Origin of the sequence: Streptomyces sp. NPDC002176 (assembly GCF_044903645.1) — a bacterium.
Lineage (GTDB): Bacteria > Actinomycetota > Actinomycetes > Streptomycetales > Streptomycetaceae > Streptomyces.
The window spans coordinates 156,084-182,268 of sequence record NZ_JBJDQW010000007.1 but is presented as its reverse complement, the minus strand read 5'-3'; the positions used below and the strand labels follow the sequence as shown (position 1 = coordinate 182,268).

Annotated in this window: 25 protein-coding genes; 4 read left to right on the top strand and 21 right to left on the bottom strand. The window is 69.7% G+C overall.

Translation table 11 applies throughout. The annotated features are described in order from the left end of the window. Positions 1–3 precede the first annotated feature (3 nt). The 11 genes from ACI2LY_RS28820 to ACI2LY_RS28770 form a co-directional block, all read right to left on the bottom strand. A complete protein-coding gene (locus ACI2LY_RS28820) occupies positions 4–2,856 on the bottom strand; it encodes a DEAD/DEAH box helicase (RefSeq protein ID WP_404709687.1) in 2,853 nt (950 codons plus the stop codon). Between the two features lie 114 nt (positions 2,857–2,970). Next, positions 2,971–3,867 (bottom strand): twin-arginine translocase subunit TatC, encoded by an 897-nt coding sequence (gene tatC / locus ACI2LY_RS28815; RefSeq protein ID WP_404709861.1) that lies wholly within the window; start codon positions 3,865–3,867, stop codon positions 2,971–2,973. A gap of 90 nt (positions 3,868–3,957) precedes the next feature. Then, complete coding sequence (tatA, locus tag ACI2LY_RS28810; RefSeq protein WP_404709686.1) at positions 3,958–4,242, bottom strand: Sec-independent protein translocase subunit TatA; 285 nt, start codon at positions 4,240–4,242, stop codon at positions 3,958–3,960. 267 nt (positions 4,243–4,509) lie between these two features. Then, entirely contained in the window at positions 4,510–4,704 is a 195-nt protein-coding gene (locus tag ACI2LY_RS28805) for a hypothetical protein (protein ID WP_350903220.1), read from the bottom strand. Between the two features lie 10 nt (positions 4,705–4,714). Beyond that, on the bottom strand, positions 4,715–4,969 hold the full coding sequence (locus ACI2LY_RS28800; RefSeq protein WP_404709860.1) for a hypothetical protein: 255 nt from the start codon (positions 4,967–4,969) through the stop codon (positions 4,715–4,717). A 56-nt stretch (positions 4,970–5,025) separates the two neighbouring features. Beyond that, the gene (locus ACI2LY_RS28795) at positions 5,026–6,021 is read right to left on the bottom strand and encodes a helix-turn-helix transcriptional regulator (protein WP_404709685.1); all 996 of its coding nucleotides are present in this window, start codon (positions 6,019–6,021) and stop codon (positions 5,026–5,028) included. A 20-nt stretch (positions 6,022–6,041) separates the two neighbouring features. Further along, on the bottom strand, positions 6,042–6,995 hold the full coding sequence (locus ACI2LY_RS28790; protein ID WP_389004757.1) for a helix-turn-helix transcriptional regulator: 954 nt from the start codon (positions 6,993–6,995) through the stop codon (positions 6,042–6,044). A gap of 177 nt (positions 6,996–7,172) precedes the next feature. Next, positions 7,173–7,553, bottom strand: a complete 381-nt coding sequence (locus ACI2LY_RS28785) for an FKBP-type peptidyl-prolyl cis-trans isomerase (protein WP_404709684.1) — start codon at positions 7,551–7,553, stop codon at positions 7,173–7,175. A 73-nt stretch (positions 7,554–7,626) separates the two neighbouring features. Next, positions 7,627–8,628, bottom strand: a complete 1,002-nt coding sequence (locus ACI2LY_RS28780; RefSeq protein WP_404709683.1) for an FKBP-type peptidyl-prolyl cis-trans isomerase — start codon at positions 8,626–8,628, stop codon at positions 7,627–7,629. Positions 8,629–8,772: 144 nt separating this feature from the next. Then, positions 8,773–10,134 (bottom strand): Pup--protein ligase, encoded by a 1,362-nt coding sequence (pafA, locus tag ACI2LY_RS28775; protein WP_389004760.1) that lies wholly within the window; start codon positions 10,132–10,134, stop codon positions 8,773–8,775. Between the two features lie 9 nt (positions 10,135–10,143). Further along, positions 10,144–11,403, bottom strand: coding sequence for an MFS transporter (locus ACI2LY_RS28770; protein WP_404709682.1), 1,260 nt, complete (start codon positions 11,401–11,403; stop codon positions 10,144–10,146). A gap of 149 nt (positions 11,404–11,552) precedes the next feature. Here ACI2LY_RS28770 and ACI2LY_RS28765 point away from each other — a divergent pair, with 149 nt between their 5' ends. Then, the gene (locus ACI2LY_RS28765) at positions 11,553–12,569 is read left to right on the top strand and encodes a LacI family DNA-binding transcriptional regulator (protein ID WP_404709681.1); all 1,017 of its coding nucleotides are present in this window, start codon (positions 11,553–11,555) and stop codon (positions 12,567–12,569) included. Positions 12,570–12,654: 85 nt separating this feature from the next. Here ACI2LY_RS28765 and prcA read toward each other — a convergent pair whose 3' ends face one another. From prcA to arc, 6 genes are all read right to left on the bottom strand, one after another. Next, positions 12,655–13,446, bottom strand: a complete 792-nt coding sequence (prcA, locus tag ACI2LY_RS28760; RefSeq protein ID WP_404709680.1) for a proteasome subunit alpha — start codon at positions 13,444–13,446, stop codon at positions 12,655–12,657. Positions 13,447–13,509: 63 nt separating this feature from the next. Further along, a complete protein-coding gene (gene prcB / locus ACI2LY_RS28755) occupies positions 13,510–14,355 on the bottom strand; it encodes a proteasome subunit beta (RefSeq protein WP_404709679.1) in 846 nt (281 codons plus the stop codon). Next, positions 14,307–14,864, bottom strand: a complete 558-nt coding sequence (locus ACI2LY_RS28750) for an endonuclease VII domain-containing protein (protein ID WP_404709678.1) — start codon at positions 14,862–14,864, stop codon at positions 14,307–14,309. Before ACI2LY_RS28750 ends, prcB begins: the two co-directional genes overlap by 49 nt. 97 nt (positions 14,865–14,961) lie before the next feature. Further along, complete coding sequence (locus ACI2LY_RS28745; protein WP_393915902.1) at positions 14,962–15,180, bottom strand: ubiquitin-like protein Pup; 219 nt, start codon at positions 15,178–15,180, stop codon at positions 14,962–14,964. A 167-nt stretch (positions 15,181–15,347) separates the two neighbouring features. Then, positions 15,348–16,859 carry a depupylase/deamidase Dop gene (gene dop / locus ACI2LY_RS28740; protein ID WP_401633554.1) on the bottom strand — a complete coding sequence of 504 codons (1,512 nt, stop codon included), beginning with the start codon at positions 16,857–16,859 and terminating at the stop codon, positions 15,348–15,350. 233 nt (positions 16,860–17,092) lie between these two features. Beyond that, positions 17,093–18,859, bottom strand: a complete 1,767-nt coding sequence (gene arc, locus ACI2LY_RS28735) for a proteasome ATPase (RefSeq protein WP_389004766.1) — start codon at positions 18,857–18,859, stop codon at positions 17,093–17,095. A 285-nt stretch (positions 18,860–19,144) separates the two neighbouring features. Between arc and ACI2LY_RS28730 the strand changes: the two genes are divergently transcribed. Then, complete coding sequence (locus ACI2LY_RS28730; protein WP_389004767.1) at positions 19,145–19,447, top strand: ferredoxin; 303 nt, start codon at positions 19,145–19,147, stop codon at positions 19,445–19,447. 88 nt (positions 19,448–19,535) lie between these two features. Here ACI2LY_RS28730 and ACI2LY_RS28725 read toward each other — a convergent pair whose 3' ends face one another. The 3 genes from ACI2LY_RS28725 to ACI2LY_RS28715 all read right to left on the bottom strand — a co-directional run bounded on the left by ACI2LY_RS28725 (position 19,536) and on the right by ACI2LY_RS28715 (position 22,743). Next, positions 19,536–20,123, bottom strand: a complete 588-nt coding sequence (locus ACI2LY_RS28725) for a hypothetical protein (protein WP_404709677.1) — start codon at positions 20,121–20,123, stop codon at positions 19,536–19,538. Positions 20,124–20,317: 194 nt separating this feature from the next. Further along, entirely contained in the window at positions 20,318–21,220 is a 903-nt protein-coding gene (locus ACI2LY_RS28720) for a tRNA (adenine-N1)-methyltransferase (RefSeq protein WP_389004769.1), read from the bottom strand. A 143-nt stretch (positions 21,221–21,363) separates the two neighbouring features. Next, positions 21,364–22,743, bottom strand: a complete 1,380-nt coding sequence (locus ACI2LY_RS28715) for a site-2 protease family protein (RefSeq protein WP_404709676.1) — start codon at positions 22,741–22,743, stop codon at positions 21,364–21,366. A gap of 166 nt (positions 22,744–22,909) precedes the next feature. Here ACI2LY_RS28715 and ACI2LY_RS28710 point away from each other — a divergent pair, with 166 nt between their 5' ends. Beyond that, positions 22,910–23,839 (top strand): RecB family exonuclease, encoded by a 930-nt coding sequence (locus ACI2LY_RS28710; protein ID WP_404709675.1) that lies wholly within the window; start codon positions 22,910–22,912, stop codon positions 23,837–23,839. 15 nt (positions 23,840–23,854) lie between these two features. Further along, on the top strand, positions 23,855–24,526 hold the full coding sequence (locus ACI2LY_RS28705) for a response regulator (RefSeq protein WP_384360587.1): 672 nt from the start codon (positions 23,855–23,857) through the stop codon (positions 24,524–24,526). 64 nt (positions 24,527–24,590) lie between these two features. Here the strand turns inward: ACI2LY_RS28705 and ACI2LY_RS28700 are convergent, their stop codons facing one another. Beyond that, positions 24,591–26,171, bottom strand: a complete 1,581-nt coding sequence (locus tag ACI2LY_RS28700) for an ABC transporter substrate-binding protein (RefSeq protein WP_404709674.1) — start codon at positions 26,169–26,171, stop codon at positions 24,591–24,593. Between the last annotated feature and the right edge of the window lie 14 nt (positions 26,172–26,185).

Sequence of the window (26,185 nt, the reverse complement as noted above, 5' to 3'; positions counted from 1 at the left end):
ACCTCACCCCACGGACGAGTAGGCAACCACTCCCCGCAGCAACTGATCAACAGCCTTACGCGCATTCCGGGCGACAGTCGAGCCCTCCGCAGGAGCAGCCGCCGCGACCTGACCGAGGACATCGATGACCTGCTTCGTCCACCGCACGAAGTCCCCCGCGGGCATCTCCGCCTCGCGCAGCACCTCGTCAAGCCCCTTCCCGGAGGCCCACTGATGGGCGACCCAGGCGAACCCGAGGTCCGGCTCCCGCTGTCCGACCCCCTCGGTCTGGCTGATCCCGAAGTCCTCCTCCAGGCCGTCCAGCCGCCCCCAGATCCGCACCATCTCACCGAGCGCGGTCTGGGCCGGGCCGGAGGGCAGCTTGGGTGCCATGGCGTCGTCGCTGACCCGCGACTCGTACACCAACGCCGAGACGCAGGCGGCGAGTTCGGCGGGGCCGAGCCCCTCCCACACGCCCTCGCGCAGACATTCACTGGCCAGCAGGTCCAACTCGCCGTAGAGCCGGGCGAGCCGCTTGCCGTTGGCGGTGACCTCGTCGCCGCGCAGGTAGTCCAGTTCGGTCAGCAGGGCCACGATGCGGTCGAAGGTCCGCGCGATGGTGTTGGTGCGGCCCTCGATGCGCCGCTCCAGCTGCGAGGTGTCGCGCTGCAGCCGGTGGTAGCGCTCGGCCCAGCGGGCGTGGTCCTCGCGGTCGTCGCAGCCGTGGCAGGGGTGCGCGCGGATCTCGGTGCGCAGCCGGGCGATCTGCCGGTCGTCGGCGGCCTGTGCCCGCTTCTTCCGGGCGCGCTCCGGCGGGATGTGCCCGGCCTTGGTGCGCAGCGCGGAGGCGAGGTCCCGGCGGGACTGCGGGGAGCGGGCGTTGAACGTCTTCGGGATGCGCATGCGGTCCAGCGCCTCCACCGGGACGGGGAAGTCGATGGACGCCAGCCGCTTGACCTGCCGTTCGGCGGTGAGCACCAGCGGGCGGGGCCCGTCGTGGTGGTCGAAGCCCCGGTGGCCGCCGGTCCGTCCGGCGGGCAGGCCGGGGTCGAGGACCAGGGCGAGGCCCGCGAACTTGCCGGTGGGCACGTGGATGATGTCGCCCGCCTTGAGCTTCTCCAGGGCGACGGCGGCCTCGGCGCGCCGCTGGCTGGCGCCCTGCCGGGCCAGCTCGGTCTCCCGGTCCTTGAGTTCGCGGCGCAGTCGCGCGTACTCGTCGAAGTCGCCGAGGTGGCAGGTCATGGAGTCCTTGTAGCCCTCCAGGCCCTCCTCGTTGCGCTGCACCTGCCGGGAGATCCCGACGACCGACTTGTCGGCCTGGAACTGCGCGAACGACGTCTCCAGCAGCTCCCGCGAGCGGTGCCGCCCGAACTGCTCGACCAGGTTGACCGCCATGTTGTACGACGGCTTGAAGCTGGAGCGCAGCGGATAGGTGCGGGTGCCCGCGAGCCCGGCCAGGTGCTCGGGGCTCATCCCCCGCTGCCACAGCACCACGGCGTGGCCCTCGACGTCGATGCCCCGGCGGCCTGCCCGGCCGGTGAGCTGGGTGTACTCGCCGGGGGTGATGTCGGCGTGCTGTTCGCCGTTCCACTTGACGAGCTTCTCCAGCACCACCGAGCGGGCGGGCATGTTGATGCCGAGCGCGAGGGTCTCGGTGGCGAACACGGCCTTGACCAGGCCGCGCACGAACAGTTCTTCCACGACCTCCTTGAAGGTCGGCAGCATGCCCGCGTGGTGGGCGGCGATGCCGCGCTCCAGGCCCTCGAGCCACTCGTAGTAGCCGAGGACGTGCAGGTCCTCGGGCGGGATGTTGGCGGTGCGCTCCTCGACCAGGGCGCGGACCTGCTCGCGCTCCTCCTCGTCGTTGAGCCTCAGCCCCGCGTACAGGCACTGCTGGACGGCGGCCTCGCAGGCGGCGCGGCTGAAGATGAAGGTGATGGCGGGCAGCAGGCCCTCGGAGTCCAGGCGCTCGATGACCTCGGGACGGCCCGGTGTCCAGGCGCGCTGGCGCTGCCTGCGCTCCCGCTCCCGGTCGGCCTCGCGCATGCCGCGGCCACGCTTGCGGTCCTGGTAGGAGGGCCGGGTGGCCTCCATCCGGGCGAGCCGGGCGAGGTCGGGGTTGACGGCCTTCTTGCTGCCCTCACCCTCCTCGAACAGGTCGTACATCCGCCGCCCGGCCAGCACGTGCTGGAACAGCGGTACCGGACGGTGCTCGGAGACGATCACCTCGGTGTCGCCGCGCACGGTGTCCAGCCAGTCGCCGAACTCCTCCGCGTTGGACACGGTGGCCGACAGCGACACCAGGGTCACCGACTCGGGCAGGTGGATGATCACCTCTTCCCAGACGGCGCCCCGGAAGCGGTCGGAGAGGTAGTGCACCTCGTCCATGACCACGTAGCCGAGGCCCAGGAGGGTCTGGGAGCCCGCGTACAGCATGTTCCGCAGCACCTCGGTCGTCATGACGACGATCGGGGCGTCGGAGTTCACGCTGTTGTCGCCGGTGAGGAGGCCGACCTTGTCGGCTCCGTAGCGGCGGCACAGGTCGGCGTACTTCTGGTTCGACAGCGCCTTGATGGGTGTCGTGTAGAAGCACTTCTTGCCCTGCTCCAGGGCCAGGTGGACGGCGAACTCGCCCACGATCGTCTTGCCGGAGCCGGTGGGGGCGGCCACCAGCACGCCCTTGCCGCCCTCCAGCGCGGAGCAGGCTTCCACCTGGAAGTCGTCGAGACCGAAGTCGTACATCTCGCGGAAGCCCGCGAGCGCGGTGGCCTGCTCGGCTGCCCGCACTCGGGACGCCGCGTACCGCTCGGCCGGTGAGAGATCCTCTGTCATCGTGCTTTCGAGCGTACCGGGCCGAACCGACAACAGGACGATCATTATCGCTTCCCACGCCCACCGAAACGGAATGACCGGCTCCGAGCCGGTGGCGCACACGGGTGAGGGGCCGGACGGAAGATCCGTCCGGCCCCTCACCACGGGTTCCTGGTCCGCTCAGGTGACGTCGTCGTAGCCGTCGTAGCGGCCCGGCGGCAGGGCCTCGGCCTGGCGGGCCTGCTCGGGGACGGCGGCGGTCAGCCGTTCGGGGCCGGCGATCGGCTCCGGGCGGTGGTCCAGCGGCGACGCCTCGTCGTCGTCCAGCTCGGCGGTCTCCTCGGCGCGCTCGCGGCGCCGGTCGTTCAGCAGGGCGATGCCGACGGCGATGAAGTACAGCACCACGATGGGTCCGGCCAGCGCGATCATGCCGAAGGGGTCCGTGGTGGGGGTGGCGACGGCGCCGAAGACGAAGACGCCCATGACCACACCGCGCCACCAGCCGGCCATGCGGCGCCCGGTCACCACACCGGCGAAGTTCAGCATGACCAGCAGCAGCGGAAGCTCGAAGGCGCCGCCGAAGATGAGGATCATCCGGACGATGAAGTCCAGGACCTTGTCCATCGGCAGGATGTTCGCCGAGCCGTCGGGGGTGATGCCCAGCAGCACCCGCATGCTGATCGGCAGGATCGTGTAGGCGAGCCAGGCGCCCGCCATGAAGAGCGGCACCGCGGCGGCCACGAACCCGTAGGTGTACTTGCGCTCGTTGCGGTGCAGGCCCGGCGCGATGAACGCCCACAGCTGGTAGAGCCAGACGGGGCTGGAGATGACCACACCCGCCATGAAGCAGACCTTCACCGTGGTGGTGAAGGGCGACAGCAGGTCGGTGTAGGCGATGACGGCGCAGGAGCCTCCGGTGGACTCCCCCAGACCCTGGGTGCAGCGCGGGACCGGCTGCGAGAGGAAGGACATCAGGTTCTGGCTGTAGAAGGCGGCCACCACGGAGACCACCGTGATCGCCAACATGCCCTTCGCGAGCCGGTTGCGCAGCTCACGCAGGTGCTCCACGAGGGGCATCCGCCCCTCGGGGTCCTTCTCTTTCTTGCGGGCAGACTTGAGCAACCCACGTCCTCATCTCGTGCGGCAGGCCGGAAATGCGGCCGCGGGTCAGCGCTGGGGGGTGTCCGTGGGCTCGTTGACCGGGCGGGCGCTGTTCACGTCGCCGGGAGCGGACTGGATGGTGCGCTGCACGGGAGGCTGCTCGCCGGGGGCGGGCGAGGCGGCCGGGCCGGAGGTGTTGCTCTCGTCCTTCATCGCCTTCGCCTCGCTCTTGAGGATGCGCGCGGACTTGCCCAGCGAGCGGGCCATGTCCGGAAGCTTCTTCGCGCCGAAAAGCAGGAAGACGACGACGAGGATGAGAATGATCTCGGTAGGACCGAGCCTTCCGATCATGAGTGTGTACCTTCTCACCGAGGCGGGGGTGGGGGTGCTGCCCGGCCGCTCGGACAGGCGTCCGAGATGGTGGGCCGGCAGCGATCGTAACGCTCAGGGGTAAACGGAGGGCAATCCCCGTGCGTACTCCCGGTCGGCGGTACGCGCCTCGTTTTCCGCACCGCGATCAGCAGCGTACCCGCACGTCTGTCCCGCATGACAGGGCGAAGTGCCGCAAACCGCTTGTGGCGTGTCCGGCCTCCCGGCCGCGGTGCAGGTCAGAGCAGGTCAGAGAGTGTCGGCGGCGCGGGCGGTGCTCACCGCGGCCCGCTCCAGGTCCTCGGCGGCCCGGCTGATCCGGCGGCCGGATTCGGCCACCTGCACACCGAGCTGCCGCGCCGCCAGGAACACCCGGACGGCGAGCACCCCGAGGACGGCGAGACCCAGAAAACCCATGGCTACCGCGAACATCGGCCAGAACATGGGGACGAGCCTAGACCGTCCCGGAACCGGCTCGGACGGTGGAGTGCAGCCGCAGGGTCCGCACCCCGGCCCCGCTGAGCAGCTGCACGATCCGCTCCCCGGCGGGCTTGCGCACCGCCGTACCGCACTCGGGGCAGGTGAAGGAGTAGAACGTGGTCCGGCTGGAGCCGCCGACGGCCAGCCGCAGCGCGCTCGCGGCGAGTTCGAACCGGCCCCGGCAGCTGGGGCAGGCCGCCTTGAACACCACGGGGACGACACTGCGCATCCCGGCGAACGCGGCGGCCGCCGTCACCTCGCGCGTCACCGGCGCCGAGGTCTCGTTCACGGCGTGTGCTCCGGCCCCTCGTACGCCGCCAGCGCCTCGCGGGCGGCCCGGCGGGCGCGGTCGGCGAGGTCGGACGGTGAGACGATCCGGCCGTCCGGGCCGAGCCGCAGGGCCAGGCGCCGCAGGGACGCCGGGTCGGGGGTGCGCAGCGTGATGCGCAGGCCGCCGTCGGGCAGCTCCTCGGCGCTGTCGTGCGGGTAGTACTCGGCGACCCAGCGGCCGCCGGGGCCGACCTCGACCACGACCTCCGGGTCTTCGGCGGCGGGCTGCACCAGCCCCTCGGACAGGTCGCGCGGTTCTATCTCGGGCGGCGCGGCGGGCTCGTCGAGAATCCGGATCTCAGCGACCCGGTCCAGCCGGAAGGTACGGCGCGCCTCGGAACGGCGGCACCACGCCTCGACGTAGGTGTGCCCCATGGTGACCAGGCGGATCGGGTCGATCTCCCGCTCGGTCAGCTCGTCGCGGGCCGGGGAGTAGTAGCGCACCCACAGGCGGCGGCGCTCGGAGATGGCCCGGTCCACGTCGGCGAAGACACCGCCCTCGGACTCGAAGGTCACCGAGAGCCGGGAGCTGGCCCCGGCCGCCTCACCGGCGGCGGTCTCCACCTTGGCGGTGGCCCGCACCAGCGCCTGCCGGTCGCTCTCGCGCAGCCCGGGCAGCGTGGCCACCGCGCGGGCGGCCACCAGCAGCGCGGTCGCCTCGTCGGCGGCGAGCCGCAGCGGTTCGGCCGCGTCCTCGCCGAGCGCCGCCGGGTTGTGCCACCAGATGCGCTCGCCGTCGGTGTCGATGTCGAGCAGGTCCCCGCCGCGGAAACTGGTGCCGCACATGGGCAGCACATCCAGGTCGGAGACGAGTTCGTCCTCGGTGATGCCGAAGGCGCGGGCCACGTCCGCGATCCGGGCGCCGGGGCGCTCGCGCAGATACGTGACCAGCGAGAGCATCCGCCGGGTCTGGTCGATGGCGTTCACGGGCCTTGCCGGTTTGCCTGCCATGGTCTTGGTTCCGTTCCCCCTCAGCCCTTGGCCACGGCACGCAGCCGGTCCACCACGTCCGCACGCAGCTCGGCCGGTTCCAGCACCACCACGTCCGGCCCGAACTCCACCAGCCAGGCATCCAGCCCGTGCCCGTACGGAATCTCCAACTCGTCCCAGCCGTCGCCCAGTTCCCGCACCTTGCCGGCCTTGGCCCGCAAGGGGTAACCGGCGCCCGCGCGCAGCCGGATCAGCGCCGAGCGGTCGGCGGTCTCCCCCGCCCACCCGGCGACGGTCTCCCGCACGGTGACCACGTCCGGCACCGGCGCGGTGAAGCCCGTACCGCGCGCCCGGACCTTGCCGGTGATCCGGGACAGCCGGAAGACGCGCTCCGCGCCCCGCTCACGGTCGTGACCCGCCAGGTACCAGTGGCCGCGCCAGCACTCCAGCGCCCACGGCTCGACATGCCGGGTCTCGGGGCGGGCGGCGGACGCCTTGCGGTAGTCGAAGACGACCGGGCGGCGGTCCCGGCAGGCCAGCATCAGCGGTTCGAAGGCGGCCTCGTGCACGGGGATGCGCGGCTCCAGCGCGCCGTGCGAGCCATAGGGGTCGACGTCCTCGGGCAGCCCGGCCGCGCGCAGCTTCTGCAGGGCGCCGCTGGCCGCACCGGCCAGCCGGGCCTGCTGCCAGACCTTGGCGGCCAGGCCCAGGGCCGCGGCCTCCTCGGCGTCCAGGGTGATCGCGGGCAGCCGGTTGCTGTCGCGGCGGGCGAGATAGCCGACATCGCCCTCGAGGTTCTCCACGGTCTCGATGACCAGGCCCAGCTCGCGCAGATCGTCCTTGTCCCGCTCGAACATCCGGTTGAAGGAGTCGTCCGACCCCGCTTCCAGGTACGCCTCGATGGACCCGCGCAGCTCGCGCTTGCTGAGCGGCCGCCGTGTGCCGAGCAGGCACAGCGCGAGGTTCATCAGCCGCTCGGCCTTGGCAATGGCCATCGACGCCCTACGCCTTCCCTCAGATGCTTCCGACCGTCGACCGTACCGCTCCGGGGTGGCGCGGCAAAAGCCGGAGCAAAGAAGAAGGGCCGATGCGGACGACAAGGGTCAAAGAAGAAGGGCCCGCGCACCAGGCGCGGGCCCCACTTCGATCAGAACCGATCAGACCGGCTCAGGTCAGCGCTTGCCGACGCCCACGAGGTCGCAGACGAAGATCAGCGTCTCACCCGGCGCGATCCGGCCACCGGCACCCCGGTCGCCGTACGCGAGGTGCGCCGGGATGACCAGCTGGCGGCGACCGCCGACCTTCATGCCCTGCACACCGTTGTCCCAGCCCTGGATGACCTGGCCGGCACCCAGCTTGAAGTCCAGCGGCGTACCGCGGTTCCAGGACGCGTCGAACTCCTCACCCGTGGAGAACGCGACGCCCACGTAGTGCACCTTGACGAAGTCGCCCGCCTCGGCGACCTCACCGTCGCCCTCCCAGATGTCCTTGATCTCAAGGTCCTTCGGCGGCTCGCCGCCCGGAAAGTCGACCTCGGGCTTGTCGATGCTCACGTCAAAAGCTCCTGCTTGTGTACGAAACGAAACACGGACAGTCTGTCATCCCCGCAGCTCCGGCGCCGGAACGCTACATCGCCGCGAGGATGTCCACCGTGAAGACCAGCGTGGCGCCCTTCTTGATACCGCTCCCGCTCGGCGGGTTGTCGCCGTAGCCCAGGTCCGGCGGCACCACGATCAGCACCCGGCTGCCGACCTTCTTCCCCGTGACCCCCTGCGCGAGTCCCTTCACGACCTGCTCCATCTGCTCCACCGAGAACTGGCTCAGCCGCCCCGAACCGTACGTCTTCTGGAACGTCCGGCCGCCCTGCCACTCCAGGCCCTGGAACTGGCACAGGATCGCCTGCTTCTTGGTGACCTCGTCCCCGTCACCCTCCAGGACGTAGTTCGACACCAGCTTCTTCGGCGGGTCCGACTTCGGCAGCGTCACCTTCGGCAGGTTGCCGTCCGTGTTCGTGGCCACCTTCGGCAGCGCCGCGTCCGTCTGCGGGATCTCCTTGCCCTTCGCCGAACTCTTGGCGTTGAAGGAGTCCAGCAGATCGATCACGAACACCAGCGTGTCCGTGCCCTTGATCCCCGCCTGCTCATTGCCCGACGGCCCGTACCCCCAGGTCGGCGGCACCGCGATCTCCACCCGGCTGCCGATCTTCTTCCCCGTCAGCGCGTACCGCCAGCCGTCGATGATGCTGCCCTGCGCCAGCTGCAGCACCAGCGGATTGCGGTCGTAGGAGTTGTCGAAGACCTTCCCCGAGCTCCAGATCTGGCCCAGGTAGTTCGCCTGGATGAAGTCGTTCTCCGCCACCGTACGGCCGTTGCCCGCGATCACCGTCTTGACCGCCAGGTCCTTCGACGGGTCCCCCGACCCCTTGGCGACCGTCGGCTTCTGACCGAACTTCGTGCCCGCCGTGATCGCCGGCAGCGGACCGTCCACGATCTTCGGCGGCGGAGGCGACGACGCCGAGGGCGACGGGGACGCACTCGCTTCGCTGGACTTCGAATCCCCGTCGCCGCACCCGGCGAGCGTGACCAGTCCAGCGGGAACGGCGGCCAGGAGGAGTGAGCGTCGGCGCACGGGAGATGCCTCGTAATCGGTCGATCTTGCGGATTGGTGCGCGCAACTCTACGGCGTGACAAGGGCGCCGTACGGGAAACGTACGGCGCCCGTGTGGCGCTGACGGCAATACAGCGCCAAAAGCCGCGACCCGAGGGGCCACTCCTACATTCCGGCGATCAGCTTCTCCACCCGGTCGTCCACCGAACGGAACGGGTCCTTGCACAACACCGTGCGCTGCGCCTGGTCGTTGAGCTTCAGATGCACCCAGTCGACCGTGAAGTCCCGGCGCTGTTCCTGCGCCCGCCGGATGAAATCACCACGCAGCCGCGCCCGAGTCGTCTGCGGCGGCACCGACTTGCCCTCGAAGATCTTCAGGTCATTGCAGATCCGCGCCGCCTGACCCTTCTTCTCCAGCAGGTAGTACAGCCCACGACGCCGGTGGATGTCGTGATACGCGAGGTCTATCTGCGCGACCCGCGGATGCGACATCGTCATGTTGTGCTTCTCGCGGTACCGCTCGATGAGCTTGTACTTCATCACCCAGTCGATCTCGGTACCGATCCGGTCCAGATCCTCCGACTCGATCGCGTCCAGCGTCCGGCCCCACAGCTCCAGCACCTGCGCGACCGTGCCCGTACGGATGCCCCGGCGGTCACAGAAGTCCACCGCCTTGTCGAAGTACTCGCGCTGCACCTCCAGCGCCGACGCCTCCCGACCACTGGCGAGACGCACCTTGCGCCGCCCGGTGATGTCATGACTGACCTCGCGGATCGCCCGGATCGGGTTCTCCAGCGTCAGATCCCGCATCACCGTGCCCGCCTCGATCATGCGCAGCACCAGATCGGTGGCACCGACCTTCAGCAGCATGGTCGTCTCGGACATGTTCGAGTCACCCACGATGACATGCAGCCGCCGATAGCGCTCGGCGTCCGCGTGCGGCTCGTCACGGGTGTTGATGATGGGCCTCGAACGCGTCGTCGCCGACGACACGCCCTCCCAGATGTGCTCCGCCCGCTGGCTCACGCAGTACACCGCACCACGCGGAGTCTGCAGCACCTTGCCCGCGCCGCACAGCAGCTGCCGGGTCACCAGGAACGGGATGAGGATGTCCGCGAGCCGGGAGAACTCCCCGTGCCGCGCCACCAGATAGTTCTCGTGGCAACCATAGGAGTTGCCCGCCGAGTCGGTGTTGTTCTTGAAGAGGTAGACGTCGCCCGCGATTCCCTCCTCGTGCAGGCGTCGTTCCGCGTCCACCAGGAGTCCCTCGAGAATGCGCTCGCCGGCCTTGTCGTGAGTGACCAGCTCGGTCACATTGTCACACTCGGGTGTCGCGTATTCCGGATGTGAGCCCACGTCGAGATACAGCCGGGCACCGTTCCGCAGAAAGACATTGCTGCTGCGGCCCCATGACACGACACGGCGGAAGAGGTACCGCGCCACCTCGTCAGGAGACAGACGCCGCTGTCCCCTGAACGTGCACGTGACGCCGTACTCGTTCTCCAGCCCGAAAATGCGGCGGTCCATGACTGAACATTACGCCCGATCCCCTGAACTGAAACGGGGTTCGGCAGCACGATCTGGATCATTTTCCGATGAAGCCGCAACCACACCACCCGCCACCGGAGCCGTCAGCACCCGTCCCGTGGCCAGCAGCACCAGCAACGACACCGCCCCCGCCACCCCCGGCAGCGCGAACCCCCACGACGCACCACCCGACTGGACCACCGGCCCCGCGAGCCCCGTACCCACCGACGCGCCCACCATGAACGTCGTCACCAGCCACGAGAAAGCCTCCGTCACCGTCCCCGCCGGAGCATGCCGGTCCACGATGATGAACGCGCACGCGATGCACGGCGCCAGGAACACCCCCGACACCACCGACAACAGCACCATCGCCACCGTGCCCGGCATCGACAGCAACGGCAGGTAACACACCGCCAGCAACGCCACCAGCACCCTGAGCCGCCGCTCCGGAGCCCCCGGCCAGTGCCGCGCCCCGTACACCGTCCCGCCGACCAGCGCGCCCAGACCCAGCCCCGCCATCATCCAGCCGTACACCGCGTCCCCGCCGTGCCCGTCCGCGTACGACACCGACGCCACCGTGATCGACCCCATCGCGATCCCCACGAACAGGAACGCCCCCAGCAGCGCCAGCAGCCCCCGCGACCTCAGCGCCCCCAGCCAGTGCGCCTCCCGCGGCTCCGACCGCCACGCCCGCGACGGCGCCGACACCACCACCGACAGCGCCCCCAGCACCCCCAGCAGATTCAGCACCAGCAGCGCCGCCCGCTCCGACCACACCGACACGCACAACGTCACCAGCAGCGGGCCGACCGTGAACATCACCTCCTGCGCCACCGCGTCCAGCGCGTACGCCGTGTGCACCTGATCCCCCCGGCGCAGCACCGACGGCCACAACGCCCGCAGCCCGCCCTCCAACGGCGGCGTCAGCAGCCCCGACAACGCCACCAGCGCGTACGCCGGGCCCAGCGGACCGATCCCGCAGAACGCGAACCCCGCCATCGCCAGCGCCGACCCCACCGCCGCGGGCAACTGCACCCTCGGCTGCCCGTACAGGTCCACCAGCCGCCCCAGCAGCGGCTGGCCCACCGCGTTCGCCACCCCGTACACCGCCGCCAGCGCACCCGCCAGGCTGTACGTTCCGCCCTCCGCGCGCACGAACAGCACCATGGCGATCGGCGCCACCGCGTTGGGCAGCCGCCCCACCAGCGTCCCCGTCAACAGCCGCAGCGCATGCCGCGCCCGCAGGATCTCCAGATAACCCGTCGCCATGTCCCGCCCCTTCAGCGGCCGCTCCGGCACCCCCGACCGGCGTCGCGATGTCCCCGAAGTGTTACGTATAACTAACGCTTTCATACGTACCATGTGCGCTGTCCGACCGTCCACACAGCACCCAGCCCACACCAAGGAGCACGCCCGCGGTGGCACCCAGCAGCACGCGCCCGACCAGCCGTGACGTCGCCCGCGCGGCCGGAGTCAGCCAGGCCGCCGTCTCCCTCGTCCTCGGCGACAAATGGCGCGGCCGCGTCGCCGAGACCACCGCGGAACGCGTACGCCAGGCCGCCACCGACCTCGGCTACCGCCCCAACCTCGCCGCCCGCAACCTCCGCCTCGGCCACACCCGCACCGTCCTCCTCGTCGTCCCCGCCCTCACCACCGAGTTCTTCGCGGGCGTCTACACCGGAGCCGCCCGCGTCGCCGCCGAACACGGCTTCGGCGTCGTCCTCTACCCCTCCCCCGAAGGCGTCGGCCCCGCCCGCGACCCCTTCGCCTCCGCCCAGGCCGCCCTCGACGGCGTCATCGCCTCCTCCATGGCCGCCGACGCCCTCACCGCCATCAGCGGCGACCAACTCCCCCTCGTCATGCTCGACAGCGACCCCGCGGGCAGCCTCGGCGCCGCCACCGTCAACCTCGACATCACCGACGGCGTCCGCCAGGTCACCGACCACCTCCTCGCCCTAGGCCACCGCCACCTGCTCCACCTCGCCGCCGACGTACCCTCCTGGACCTTCCAGATCCGCGCCCGCGAACTCGCCGACCGCCTCGCCACCACCCCCGGCACCCGGCTCAGCACCGCCCACGCGCCCATCACCATCGACGCCGCCCGCGCCGCCACCGAGGCCGCCCTCACCACCCCCGGCCCCCGCCCCACCGCCATCGTCTGCGACGACGACAAACTCGCCGCAGGCGCCTACAAGGCCCTGCGCCGCCTCGGCCTGCGCATCCCCGACGACATCTCCGTCACCGGCCTCGACGACCTCGCCCTCGCCACCGCCCTCGACCCCGAACTCACCACCGTCCGCCTCGACGCCGAACTCTTCGGCGAACGCGGCATGCAAGCCCTCCTCGCCGTCCTGGACGGCCGCGAACCCGCGCACGGGGACATCCCGGTCCAGCTCATCCCCCGAGCCTCCACGGCCCCACCACGGCCCTCCTAGGGGTCATGGGGCGCCACCGACACGAAGCGCCCCCGACCGGAGACCGGCCGAGGGCACCTGAACAACACCGCGCGGGGCGCGCGCCTCACTCCTTCGCGGAGCCCGAACCACCCGACGAGCCCGACGCACCCGCGGCGTCCTCCGGGTCGTCCGCGCTCTCCGCCTCGGTCGTCGCACCGTTCGCCGCCAGCAGCCGCGACAGCTGACCGCCCACGATGCGCTTGAACTTCCGCTTCTGCGGACGCGTCCGGTCCAGCACCGCCACCTCGAGACGCTCCGCCGGAATCTCCCGCTCACCGCCATTGGTGTCCCGCGACAGCGCCTGCACCGCCAGCTTCAACGCCTCCGCCAGACTCATCCCGTCCCGGTGCCGCTGGTCCAGGAACGTACTGATCTGCTCCGCGTTGCCGCCGACCGCCACCGAACCGTGCTCGTCCACGATGGAACCGTCGTGCGGCAGCCGGTAGATCTGGTCACCGTCCGGAGTCCCGCCGACCTCCGCCACCACCAGCTCCACCTCGTACGGCTTCTCGGCCGCCGAGGAGAAGATCGTGCCCAGCGTCTGCGCGTACACGTTCGCCAGGCCGCGCGCGGTCACATCGTCACGGTCATAGGTGTAACCCCGCAGATCCGCGTACCGCACACCACCGATACGCAGATTCTCGTACTCGTTGTACTTACCGGCGGCCGCGAAACCGATCCGGTCATAGATCTCGCTGAACTTGTGCAGCGCACGGGACGGGTTCTCGCCGACGAACACGATGCCGTCGGCGTACTGCATGACCACCAGGCTGCGACCGCGCGCGATGCCCTTGCGGGCGTACTCGGCGCGGTCCGCCATGGCCTGCTGGGGTGAGACATAGAACGGCGTCGACACCGGTTATCCGTCCCTTTCTGTCATGGTCACTGGATCACCTCGCTGTGAAGACCGGAAGCCCGCTCAGAGCAGGGCGGCCCGCGGACCGTCCGGCTGCTCCAGCCGCCGCTGCAGCACCGCGCGCGACAGCTCGGACGCCTGCTCCTCGGTCAGCCTGCGGAAGCCCTCGTCGGTGATCACCGTGATGATCGGATAGATCCGGCGGGCGACATCGGGACCACCGGTCGCCGAGTCGTCGTCGGCCGCGTCGTACAGCGCCTGCACGACCAGGGTGGTGGCCTCCTCCTCGGTCAGGTCGCCGCGGAACAGCTTCTTCATCGCACCGCGCGCGAACACCGAGCCCGAGCCGGTCGCCGCGAAGTTGTGCTCCTCGCTGCGGCCGCCCGTCACGTCGTACGAGAAGATGCGGCCCCTCTCGCGGTCCAGGTCGTACCCCGCGAACAGCGGCACCACGGCCAGGCCCTGCATGGCCATGCCGAGGTTGGAGCGGATCATCGTCGACAGGCGGTTCGCCTTGCCCTCCAGGGACAGCTGGGCGCCCTCGACCTTCTCGAAGTGCTCCAGCTCCAGCTGGAAGAGCTTCACCATCTCCACGGCCAGACCCGCCGTGCCGGCGATGCCGACCGCCGAGTACTCGTCCGTCGGGAACACCTTCTCGATGTCCCGCTGGGCGATGACGTTGCCCATGGTGGCCCGGCGGTCACCGGCGAGGACCACACCACCGGGGAAGGTGACGGCCACGATCGTCGTCCCGTGCGGGGCCTCGATCACGCCCTGCACCGGCGGCAGCGTCCGCTTCCCCGGCAGCAGCTCCGGCTGGTGGTCCGACAGGAAGTCCATGAAGGAGGACGACCCAGGCGTCAGGAAGGCAGCTGGTAGACGCCCGGTGCTACGAGTGTTGGCTTCCACGCGTTTCCTTCCACGTATGCAGCAGCCCGCCTTATGGCATCGGGCCGATCCCTCAACTGCCCCAGCGCGGCATTGCAACTGAAGCACAGTACGCCTCGGACCCTACCCGTCTCATGGCAGTGATCCACATGTGCGGGCGGAGCAGAAAGACAGATGCAGCAGACACCGCCCTGCGAGGCGATCAGGGCGTCCCGCTCGGACTCGCTGAGGCCGTAATGGCGCTTGAGGTGGTCCTGCCGACCGTAGGCGGCCCGGCAGGCTCGGCACCGGGTGGACAGGCCGTCCGAGGCGCTCGCGTTGCGATGCCATTCGCTGTGCGGCTTGACCTCTCCGCACGCCCGGCAGAGCTTGTGCCCGGACGGCACGTCCACGTTTTCCCGGACCGGCTTCCCCATGGCCTCACGGCGGCGCCGGTAATGCGAGGCGCTGTATTTCGCCACGCATTCCCGGCAGTACGGCTGGAGGCCGTCGCGTCGGTTCCGGTCCCGCGCGAACGCCGCGGGAGCCATCTCCCGCTCGCACTTCCCGCAGCGTTTCGCGGTCGGTCCCTCAGCCACCCGATTCCCCCGCACCCTTCACTTCAAAGGCGAGCTTGCCATCCGGCCTTTATTCGCCGCCTTTTTGCACGAAGGAGCGCACGAAATCCTCCGCGTTTTCCTCGAGTACGTCATCGATTTCGTCCAGCACCGAGTCGACGTCGTCGCTCAGTTTTTCCTGTCGTTCCTTGAGGTCTTCGGAGCCCTGTGCTTCCTGGGTCTGCTCCTCGACCTCTTCGGTGGAGCGTGTGGCCTTCTGCTGGCCGCCGCCGGTGTCCTTGGTCGCCATAACCCTCACCCCGCTCAGTTCGCCGTTCGGTGATGATCAGACCCTACAAGCCGGGTCCGACATCGGCCCCGTAGTTCCAGGAACGTACGGGGGCCATCTCGATGATTCCCTGACGCCGGGATTTCCACCCTGCGAAGGGAGCCGAATCAATGCCCCGGGCCGGGGTTTCAATTGCCGGAGAGCACCCTGACCAGCTCGTCGGCGGTCCGGCACCGGTCCAGCAGCTCCTTGACGTGATTTCGCGTTCCGCGAAGCGGTTCCAGGGTTGGCACCCGCTGGAGCGAATCGCGGCCGGGGAGGTCGAAGATGACCGAGTCCCAGGAGGCCGCGGCCACGTCGTCCGCGTACTGCTCCAGGCACCGCCCGCGGAAGTAGGCGCGGGTGTCCTCCGGCGGCTTCGTGCGCGCCCGCTCGACCTCCGCCTCGTCCAGCAGCCGCTTCATGCGGCCCTTGGCGACCAGGCGGTTGTAGAGGCCCTTCTCGGGGCGTACGTCGGCGTACTGGAGGTCGACCAGGTGCAGCCGGGGCGCGTCCCAGTCGAGGTCGTCGCGGCGGCGGTAGCCCTCCATGAGCTGCCGTTTGGCGACCCAGTCGAGTTCGGCGGCCAGGCTCATGGGGTCGCTCTCCAGCCGGGTGAGGGTGTCCTCCCAGCGGACGAGGACGTCCTTGGTCTGGTCGTCGGCGTCGGCGCCGTAGCGCTCCTCGACGTATTTGCGGGCCAGCTCGAAGTACTCCATCTGCAGCTGCACGGCGGTGAGCGTGCGCCCGCTGCGCAGCGTGATGAGGTGCTGGAGGGAGGGGTCGTGGGAGACCTGGTGGAGGGTGCGGACGGGCTGGTCCACGGCGAGGTCCACCGCGATGAAGTTGTCCTCGATCATGGAGAGGACCAGTGCGGTGGTGCCCAGCTTGAGGTAGGTGGAGATCTCCGAGAGGTTGGCGTCGCCGATGATCACGTGCAGGCGGCGGTACTTCTCGGCGTCCGCGTGGGGTTCGTCGCGGGTGTTGATGATGGGCCGTTTGAGGGTGGTCTCGAGGCCCACCTCGACCTCGAAGTAGTCGGCGCGCTGGCTGAGCTGGAAGCCGTGTTCGTGGCCGTCCTGCCCGATGCCGACGCGGCCGGCGCCCGCGAAGACCTGGCGGGAGACGAAGAAGGGCGTCAGGTGGCGCACGATGTCCGAGAAGGCGGTCTCCCGCTTCATCAGGTAGTTCTCGTGCGTGCCGTAGGAGGCGCCCTTGTTGTCGGTGTTGTTCTTGTAGAGGTGGATGGGCTGGGCGCCGGGCAGCGCGGCGGCGCGTTCGGCGGCCTCGGCCATGATGCGTTCGCCCGCCTTGTCCCAGAGGACGGCGTCGCGCGGGTTGGTGACCTCGGGGGCGCTGTATTCGGGGTGGGCGTGGTCGACGTAGAGCCGGGCGCCGTTGGTGAGGATGACGTTGGCGAGGCCGATGTCCTCGTCGGTGAGCTGGCTGGAGTCGGCGGCCTCCCGGGTGAGGTCGAAGCCTCGCGCGTCGCGCAGCGGGTTCTCCTCCTCGAAGTCCCAGCGGGCCCGGCGGGCCCGGTGCATCGCCGCCGCATAGGCGTTGACGATCTGGGACGAGGTGAGCATGGCATTGGCGTTGGGGTGGCCGGGGACGGAGATGCCGTACTCCGTCTCGATGCCCATTACTCGCCGTACGGTCATGCGGCCCTCCTTGCCCGGCGGCACCCTCTGTCTTGGGTGTCGCTCGCGTACCGCTGGCGCTCCGGTGCGTGTGCGGTGCCCGTCCCCGCACTGCGCGACTCGGCGGTAGGAATGAGCCTAGAACGCCTTTGCACTGGTGGGGAGATCATTTGCGTCATTGACTGCTCCGGTCGTGGCCTGAAAAGCGAGCGGCTGCGGATGCCCGAGGCGGGCATCCGCAGCCGCTCGGCCTTTTACAGGTACTGACCGGTGTTCGCCACCGTGTCGATGGACCGTCCGGTGTCCGCGCCCTGCTTTCCGGTGATGAGGGTGCGGATGTAGACGATCCGCTCGCCCTTCTTTCCGGAGATCCGGGCCCAGTCGTCGGGGTTGGTGGTGTTGGGCAGGTCCTCGTTCTCCTTGAACTCGTCCACGCATGCCTGGAGGAGGTGGGAGACGCGGAGGCCCTTCTGGCTCTTGTCGAGGAAGTCCTTGATCGCCATCTTCTTGGCGCGGCCCACGATGTTCTCGATCATGGCGCCGGAGTTGAAGTCCTTGAAGTAGAGGACTTCCTTGTCGCCGTTGGCGTAGGTGACTTCCAGGAAGCGGTTCTCCTCGGATTCGGCGTACATCTGCTCGACCGCCGTCTGGATCATGCTCTGGACGGTGATCTCCTTGTCGCCGCCGTGCTCGCCGAGGTCGTCGGAGTGCAGCGGGAGGCGCTCGGTGAGGTACTTGCCGAAGATGTCCTTGGCCGCTTCGGCGTCCGGACGCTCGATCTTGATCTTCACGTCGAGTCGGCCGGGCCGCAGGATGGCGGGGTCGATCATGTCCTCGCGGTTGGAGGCGCCGATGACGACCACGTTCTGCAGGCCCTCGACGCCGTCGATCTCGGCGAGGAGCTGGGGGACGATGGTGTTCTCCACGTCCGAGCTGACGCCGGAGCCGCGGGTGCGGAAGAGGGATTCCATCTCGTCGAAGAAGACGATGACGGGGGTGCCTTCGCTGGCCTTCTCCCGGGCACGCTGGAAGACGAGGCGGATCTGCCGCTCGGTCTCGCCGACGTACTTGTTGAGCAGTTCGGGGCCCTTGATGTTGAGGAAGAAGCTCTTGCCCGATGCCTGTCCGGTCACTTCGGCGACCTTCTTGGCGAGCGAGTTGGCGACGGCCTTGGCGATCAGGGTCTTACCGCATCCGGGGGGTCCGTAGAGGAGGACGCCCTTGGGCGGGCGCAGCTCGTGCTCCTTGAAGAGGTCGGGGTAGAGGTAAGGGAGCTCGACGGCGTCGCGGATGGCCTCGATCTGGCCGCCGAGTCCGCCGATCTGTTCGTAGCCGATGTCGGGGACTTCTTCGAGGACGAGCTCTTCGACCTCGCTCTTGGGCACGACTTCGTAGACGTAGCCGGAGCGGGGTTCGAGGAGGAGGGCGTCGCCAGGGCGGATGGTAACGCCCCGGAGCGGTTCGGCGAGCCGGACCACGCGTTCCTCGTCGGTGTGTCCCAGTACCAGGGCTCGTTCGCCGTCCTCGAGGATCTCCTTGAGGGTGACGATGTCGCCGACGCTCTCGTACTCCATGGCCTCGACCACGTTGAGCGCCTCGTTGAGCATGACTTCCTGGCCGCGCCTGAGGGTGTCGAGTTCGACGCTCGGGCTGACGTTGACGCGGAGCTTGCGGCCGCCGGTGAAGATGTCGGCGGTGCCGTCCTCGTTGGCCTGCAGGAAGGCTCCGAAGCCGGCCGGCGGCTGGGCGAGCCGGTCGACTTCCTCCTTGAGGGCCACGATCTGGTCGCGGGCTTCGCGGAGTGTGTTGGCCAGGCGCTCGTTCTGTGCGGAGACGCCGGCCAGGTTGGTCTGAAGCTCGACGATCCGCTCCTCGAGAATCCTCGTGTGCCGCGGAGAGTCGGCGAGCTTGCGGCGCAGGACGGCGATCTCCTGCTCAAGATAGGCGATCTGCCCGGCGGGGTCGTCGGACCCTCGTCCCGAGCGGATGCCGCGGTTGATGTCGTCGTCGTGGGCTGCCACGGTCCTCACCTCCTCCAAGGGGAGCTGGACGCTTCCAGACCCTACCTGGGTGGGTGTCGATTGAAACCCCTAGATCAAAAAGACTGTCAAGGTGTGTCGTCGGTCACCCGGTGCGCTCCCTCTCGCACGGAGGGGATACCCACTGAACGTGATGCGGAAGCCGCTTGTTCCGGGTGATCCGTTGGCCGGGTGGGCGCGGACGGTGGGAAAGCGGGCGGCGGAGGTAGGGTCGGGATGTTCGACAGCCGCCGGGCACCGTGGTCCGGCGAATCGAGGTCAGGAGAGATGAGCGTGCAGCAGGAGGCCCCGGACGGCGAGGCGCTGGAGGTCTGGATCGACCAGGACCTGTGTACCGGTGACGGGATCTGCGCCCAGTACGCGCCGGAGGTGTTCGAGCTGGACATCGACGGGCTGGCCTATGTGAAGGACGCGGACGACGAGCTGCTCCAGGGGGTGGGCGCGACGACGCCGGTGCCGTTGCCGTTGCTCGCGGACGTGGTGGATTCGGCGAAGGAGTGTCCGGGGGCGTGCATTCATGTACGCCGGGTTTCGGACCGGGTCGAGGTGTTCGGGCCCGAGGCGGACTGAGGGCCGCCCGGCACGGTTTTCCCGAGGACGCGCGCGTGCGGTGGCATGCGCGCGTCTTCGTGCGTTCGGGGTGGACGCGCGGGAGGGTTCAGACGCCTCGGGTGTCGCCGGGGGTGGAGCGCAGGAAGGCGTGGCCGTTCCAGTGCCAGGCGGCGGGTTTCCTGACGTCGGGGCAGCAGCTGGGTACGTCGTCGGTGGAGTAGCCGAGCAGAGTGGCCGTCACGGTGCGGGCTTTCAGGTCGAGGTCGGTGACGGTGAGGCGGTCGGCGGGCTGGACGAGGGTGGCGACGACGCGTGGGTGGCCGTCGGCGAGGTCGCGGGTGAGGACGTAGAGGGCGTCGGGCGGGGTGCCCATGGCGGCGTCGCAGTGGACGACGGCGACGGTTTCGGGTCTGCCGTCGCCGTCGAGGTCGCCGCTGGTCTTGCGGGCGACGACGGCTTTGACGGGGCCGCAGTCCAGGGGGAAGGCGACGCCGGTGGTGCCGGGCGGGGTGGTGGCGGTGGGCGCGGGGGCGGGCCTGGCCTCGGTGGCGGTGGTCGGCTGGGCCGCGGTGGCCGGGCCGGGCTGTACGAGGGAGGTCAGTGCGATCACGCCGGCGACCGCGGTGGCCGTGGCGACCCAGTGGATGGGCCGGGTGTCCGTGCGGGCGAGCTCCGGGACGGCGGGTTGCTGCACTAGGAGGGTCTCCTGTGGGGCTGTGCCGGTGATGGGGTGGCCAGCATGGTGTCACACGTCACGGTGGGTGGGAACGGCGGGGCGGCTGCGGATCTGGGGCGGGCCGGGGTAATGCGAAGGCGCCGGGCCCGAGTTCCCGCGGGTGGTGGGGAACTGGGGCCCGGCGCCCTCGTGTTGTGCCGGGTGGGTGCGGGTCAGCGGCCCGCGCCGCCGTCGGCGTTGGGTCCGGCGTAGTCGTCGCCGTAGGCGCCCTTGGCGGGGCGGCGGCGGCGCATGGGGGGCTCGACGCCGTCGGCGAGGCGGCGGGCGGTGAGGAGGAAGCCGGTGTGGCCGATCATGCGGTGATCGGGGCGGACGGCGAGGCCCTCGATGTGCCAGTTGCGGATCATGCTTTCCCAGGCGGTCGGCTCGTTGAAGCAGCCGATCTCGCGGATGGACTCGACGGTCCGGGCGAGCTGGGTGGTGGTGGCGACATAGGCGCAGAGGATGCCGCCGGGGACGAGGGCCTTGGAGACGGCCTCGAGGCATTCCCAGGGGGCGAGCATGTCGAGGATGACGCGGTCGACGTCGGTGTCGGACAGGTTGTCCTGGAGGTCGCCGACGGTGAGCTGCCAGGCGGGGTGTTCGCCGCCGAAGTAGCGCTCGACGTTCTGCTTGGCGATCTCGGCGAAGTCCTCGCGGCGCTCGTAGGAGTGCAGCATGCCCTGGTCGCCGATGGCGCGGAGCAGGAAGCTGCTGAGGGAGCCGGAGCCCACGCCCGCTTCGACGACGCGGGCGCCGGGGAAGATGTCGGCGAAGGCGAGGATCTGCCCCGCGTCCTTGGGGTAGACCACGGCGGCGCCGCGGGGCATGGACAGGACGTAGTCGGGGAGCAGGGGGCGCAGCGCGAGGTAGGCCACGTTGCCGGTGGTGCGGACAACGCTGCCCTCGGGAGCACCGATCAGTTCGTCGTGCGGGAAGGAGCCCTTGTGGGTGTGGAAGTTCTTCCCGGCTTCGAGCGTGAACGTGTAGTGGCGGCCCTTGGGGTCGGTCAGCTGAACCTGGTCCCCGACCTTGAAGGGCCCGCGCCTGCGGGCGGCACCGGTCGGTTCGGACATGTGACCAGCTTACCGGCTTCCCGCCGGGGGCTTGACCGTCGGCAGAGGTCCGGGGAGGTGGCGGTGCGTCGGCCGGTGCGGGCCGTTCGGGGCCGGTCGCGCAGTTCCCCGCGCCCCTTGGTCGGCACGACTTCGCGGGGTTGTCAGGTGGGCCTTGCCATTGCCTTGACAAAGGCTTTCTCCACGTCCGCCGCGGAGAGGACGCCGTAGATCTCGCCGGTGTTCTCGATCACGAGGTACTCGGTGGCGGGGGTGGCGCGGAGGGTGTCGAGGAGTTCCTCGCCGGAGAGCTCGGCGGAGACGCGCATGCCGTCGGTGAGGTCCTGGGCGAGTTCGCTGACGGCGACCCAGGGGCGGCGGTGTTCGGGGACGCCGACGATGGCGGCTTCGCGGACGAGGGAGAGGGGGGTGCCGTCGGTGTCGACGACGACGAGGGCGCGGGCTCCGGCGGCGTTGGCGCGGCGCAGGCCCTCGGAGAGGGGGGTGTCGCTCTGTACGGGGACGGCGCGGCGGGTGAGGGTGCGGGCGCGGAGGTCGGGGAGGTGTTCGCGCAGGCGGGCCATGCGGAGGCTGTTTCCGGCGCCGGTCCAGATGATGGCGGCGAGGATGGCGGCGAGCAGGGCGTCGGTGACGGTGTCCATGCCGCTGATGTCCTGGTCGCCGCCGAAGGTGCCGGACTGGTTGAGCAGGGGCAGTCCGATGAGGACGGAGACGGCGAGGGCGCGGCCGACCCAGGCGGCGGCGACGGTGCCGGTCATGGGTTTGCCGGTGATCTTCCAGACGACGGCGCGGAGCATGCGGCCGCCGTCGAGGGGGAGGCCGGGCAGCAGGTTGAAGATGGCGACGATGAGGTTGGAGATCATCAGTCCGGCGAGGAGGACGCCGGGGACGGTGCCGGGCTGGACGGGTTTGAGGGCGAGGTAGAAGAGTCCGGCGAGGACGAGGGAGAGCAGGGGGCCGACGAAGGCGAGGACGAATTCGCGGCCGGGTGTCTCGGCTTCCTTCTCGATCTCGGAGACGCCGCCGAAGAACTGGAGCTGGATGCGGCGGACGGGGAGTTTGAAGCGGAGGGCCGCGATGACGTGCGCGAGTTCGTGGACGAGTACGGAGGCGTAGAAGACGACCGCGAAGAAGAGGGAGACGAGGTAGCGCAGGGCGCCGAGTTCGGGCAGGACGCGGTCGAGCTGGCCGCCGAAGACCCAGGTGATGAGGGCGGCGACGAGGAACCAGCTGGGGGCGACGTAGACGGGTACGCCGAAGGGGCGGCCCATGAGGATGCCGCCGCCGGGTTCCTTGGGGCGCTCGGGGGGCGGGTCGGTGCGGGCGATGCCTGCGTGGGCGAGGGAGCGGTGTTCGTGCTCGTGCTCGGCGCGGTCGGCGGTGTCGCCGGGTTCGGGCCGTTCGGGCTCGCTCTTGTCGTGTTCGGGGTCGTGTTCCGGGTTCGGGGTCGGAGGCACTGGGGGGTGCTCGGCCGGGTGGTTGTCGTCCGGCCGCGGCTGCCCGTTCCCGCCGCTCACGTCCACGGTGTCCCCTTGTTCGAAGCGTCTTCCGCGCGTGGCCGGGCGGAAGGGTCTCGGGTCGATGGTATGCGGCCGGGGTGGCGCGGTCGGCTCCGGCACCCTGGTGTTCTTGGGGCGGGGGGTGCGCGGGCTGGGTCGCTGTCAGTGCCGGGCCGTATGGTCTGGGGTCATGGAGAGCAGCGGTGAGGACAGGGGCCCTGAGGGCGTTTCCGGTGGCGAGGGCGGCACGGAGGGTGTCGCGCGGGTCGTCGTGGCGCCGTCGTCGCTGTCTCCGTCGCGGGCGAGTGATTTCATGCGGTGTCCGTTGTTGTACCGGTTCCGGGTGATCGACCGGCTGCCGGAGAAGCCGAGTGAGGCGGCGACGCGGGGCACGCTGGTGCACGCGGTGCTTGAGCGGCTGTTCGACGTACCGGCGAGGGAGCGTACGGCGCCGTGGGCGAAGTCGTTGATCCCGGCGCAGTGGGACCGGTTGCGGGAGAGCCGTCCGGAGGTCGCGGAGCTGTTCGAGGGTGATCCGGAGGGTGAGCGGCTGGCCCGCTGGCTGGGTGAGGCGGAGCGGCTGGTGGAGCGCTGGTTCGCGCTGGAGGACCCGACGCGGCTGGAGCCCGCCGAGCGTGAGCTGTTCGTGGAGACGGAGCTGGAGTCGGGGCTGCGGCTGCGCGGGATCATCGACCGGGTGGATGTGGCGCCTACGGGTGAGGTGCGCATCGTCGACTACAAGACGGGCAAGGCGCCGCGGCCGGAGTACGCGGAGGACGCGCTGTTCCAGATGAAGTTCTACGCGCTGGTGGTGTGGCGGCTGAAGCGGGTGGTGCCGAGGCGGTTGCAGCTGGTGTATCTCGGCAGTGGTGATGTGCTGACGTACGACCCGGTGCCCGCGGATCTGGAGCGGGTGGAGCGGAAGCTGCTGGCGTTGTGGGCGGCGATCCGGGAGGCGACGGAGTCGGGGGTGTGGCGGCCGCGGCCGACGAAGTTGTGCGGCTGGTGCGATCACCAGGCGGTGTGCCCGGAGTTCGGGGGTACTCCCCCGCCGTATCCGCTCAGTGTGAGGGCGGCGGAGTCCGGTGCGGAGGATGTGGGCAGAATGGGGCCGGTCTAGCGAAGGAGTTGCCACGTGGCCATCCGTGTCCTTTTGGTCGATGACCAGCCGCTGTTGCGTACCGGGTTCCGGATGATCCTGGAGGCGGAGGCGGGCATCGCGGTCGTCGGTGAGGCCGGTGACGGTCTGCAGGCGCTCGATCAGGTGCGTGCGCTGCAGCCGGATGTGGTGCTGATGGACATCCGGATGCCCCGGATGGACGGGGTGGAGGCGACCCGGCAGATCACGGGTCCGGAGCGGGACGGTCCGGCGAAGGTGCTGGTGCTGACGACGTTCGATCTGGACGAGTACGTGGTGGAGGCGCTGCGGGCGGGGGCGAGCGGTTTTCTGCTGAAGGACGCTCCGGCGGACGAGCTGGTGCAGGCGATCCGGGTGGTGGCGGCGGGTGAGGCGATGCTGGCGCCGAGCATCACGCGTCGGCTGCTGGACAAGTACGCGACGCATCTGCCGTCGGGTGAGGAGCCCGCGCCGAGCACGCTGCACACGCTGACGGACCGTGAGGTGGAGGTGCTGAAGCTGGTGGCGCGGGGGCTGTCGAACGCGGAGATCGCGGCGGATCTGTTCGTGAGCGAGACGACGGTGAAGACGCATGTGGGGCATGTGCTGACGAAGCTGGGCCTCAGGGACCGGGTGCAGGCGGCGGTGTACGCGTACGAGAGTGGTCTGGTGCGGCCGGGCGCGCAGTAGCCGGTACGGCTGAGGGCGCCCCTTCCTGGTGGGAGGGGCGCCCTCGGTGTTCCCGGTGCGGGGGTCAGCTCTTGCTGAGTTCCCAGAAGCGGAAGACGGTGGAGGCGTCGAGGCAGTACTCGAGGCCGTAGACCCCGTCCCGGACGACGGCGTACTGCTTGGCCTGCCAGACGGGCAGGATGGGCAGTTCGTCGGCGACGATGTCCTGGACCTGGGCGAAGTCCTTGTCGGTGGCGGCGCGGTCGCTCTGGGCGGCGGTGGCCGGGAGCAGGGTGCCGGTCAGGCGGCTGTTGTCGTAGCCGTTGGACAGGACGTTGCCCTTGCCGAAGAAGGGGGCGGTGAAGTTGTCGGCGTCGGGGTAGTCGGGCACCCAGCCCTTGACGTAGACGCCGTACTTGCCCGCGGCGATGTCCTTCTCGTACTGGCCGAAGGCGACGGACTTGACGTCGGCTTCGAAGAGGCCGCTGGCGTTGAGCTGCCCGGCGACGGCGCGGAGTTCGGCGTCGGTGGCGGGGCCGTAGCGGGCGGGGGTGGACCAGAGGGTGAGCTTGACCTTGCTGGTGATGCCGTCGGCGCGCAGGGCCTGGGCGGCTCTGGCTCGGGAGGGGCGGGCGCCGTAGGTGTCGAAGAAGGCGGTGTTGTGGCCGATGATGCCCGCCGGGATGATCGAGTACAGCGGGGTGGCGGTGCCCTGGTAGACGTTGTGGATGAGGGCGTCGCGGTCGAGCAGGTGGGCGATGGCCTTGCGGACGCCGAGCTTTCCGGCGACGGGGTCCTTCATGTTGAAGACGAGGTGCTGGACCTCGGCGCTGCTGCCCTCGATGACGTCGATGCCCTTGGTGCCTTCCTGGGCGTCGATGTCGGTGATGTCGGTGGCGCTCAGGCCGCGGTAGGCGATGTCGATGTCGCCGCCGAGGAGGGCCTTCTTCAGCGCTTTCTGGTCGCCGTGGAAGAACTTGAGGGTGACGCCGGAGTTCTTGATGTCGGCGGTGCCCCGGTAGTGGGGGTTGACCGAGAAGGCGGCCTGGCCCTTGTCGAAGGAGTCGAGCGTGTAGGGGCCGGAGCCGATGGCCTTGTGGTCGGTGCGCAGGGCACCGGCGTCGTACTGGCGGTGGTCGACGATGGAGCCCGCGCCGGAGGCGATCTTGCTGGGGAAGGTCGCGTCGGGGGCGTTGAGGTGGAAGACGACGGTCTTGTCGTCCGGCGTCTCGATCTGCTCCAGCGTCGGGAACATGACAGCCGGACCGGCGGCGTCGTTGATCTTCAGCAGGCGGTCGAAGGAGAACTTGACGTCCTCGGAGGTGAGGGAGTCGCCGTTGCTGAACTTCAGGTCGGGCTTCAACTGGCACTTGAAGACGGTGGCCCGCGCGTCACCGAACGCGCAGGACTTCGCCAGTTCCGGTTCCGGCTGAGTGCCGCCGTTGGGGAAGCTGAGGAGCGACTGGAAGACGTTGTTGAACAGCAGCCAGGAGCCGGGGTCGTAGCCGGATGCCGGGTCGGTGGCCAGGACGTCGTCGGACATCCCCATCACCATCGCCTGGCCGGTGCCCTTGGCGTCGTCGGTCCCGGAGCCGCAGCCGGTCAACAGGCCGCAGGCCAGCCCCACCACCACGGGCAGGACCGGCCACTGGTTGCGCATGTTCACAGCAGTGCCTTGTC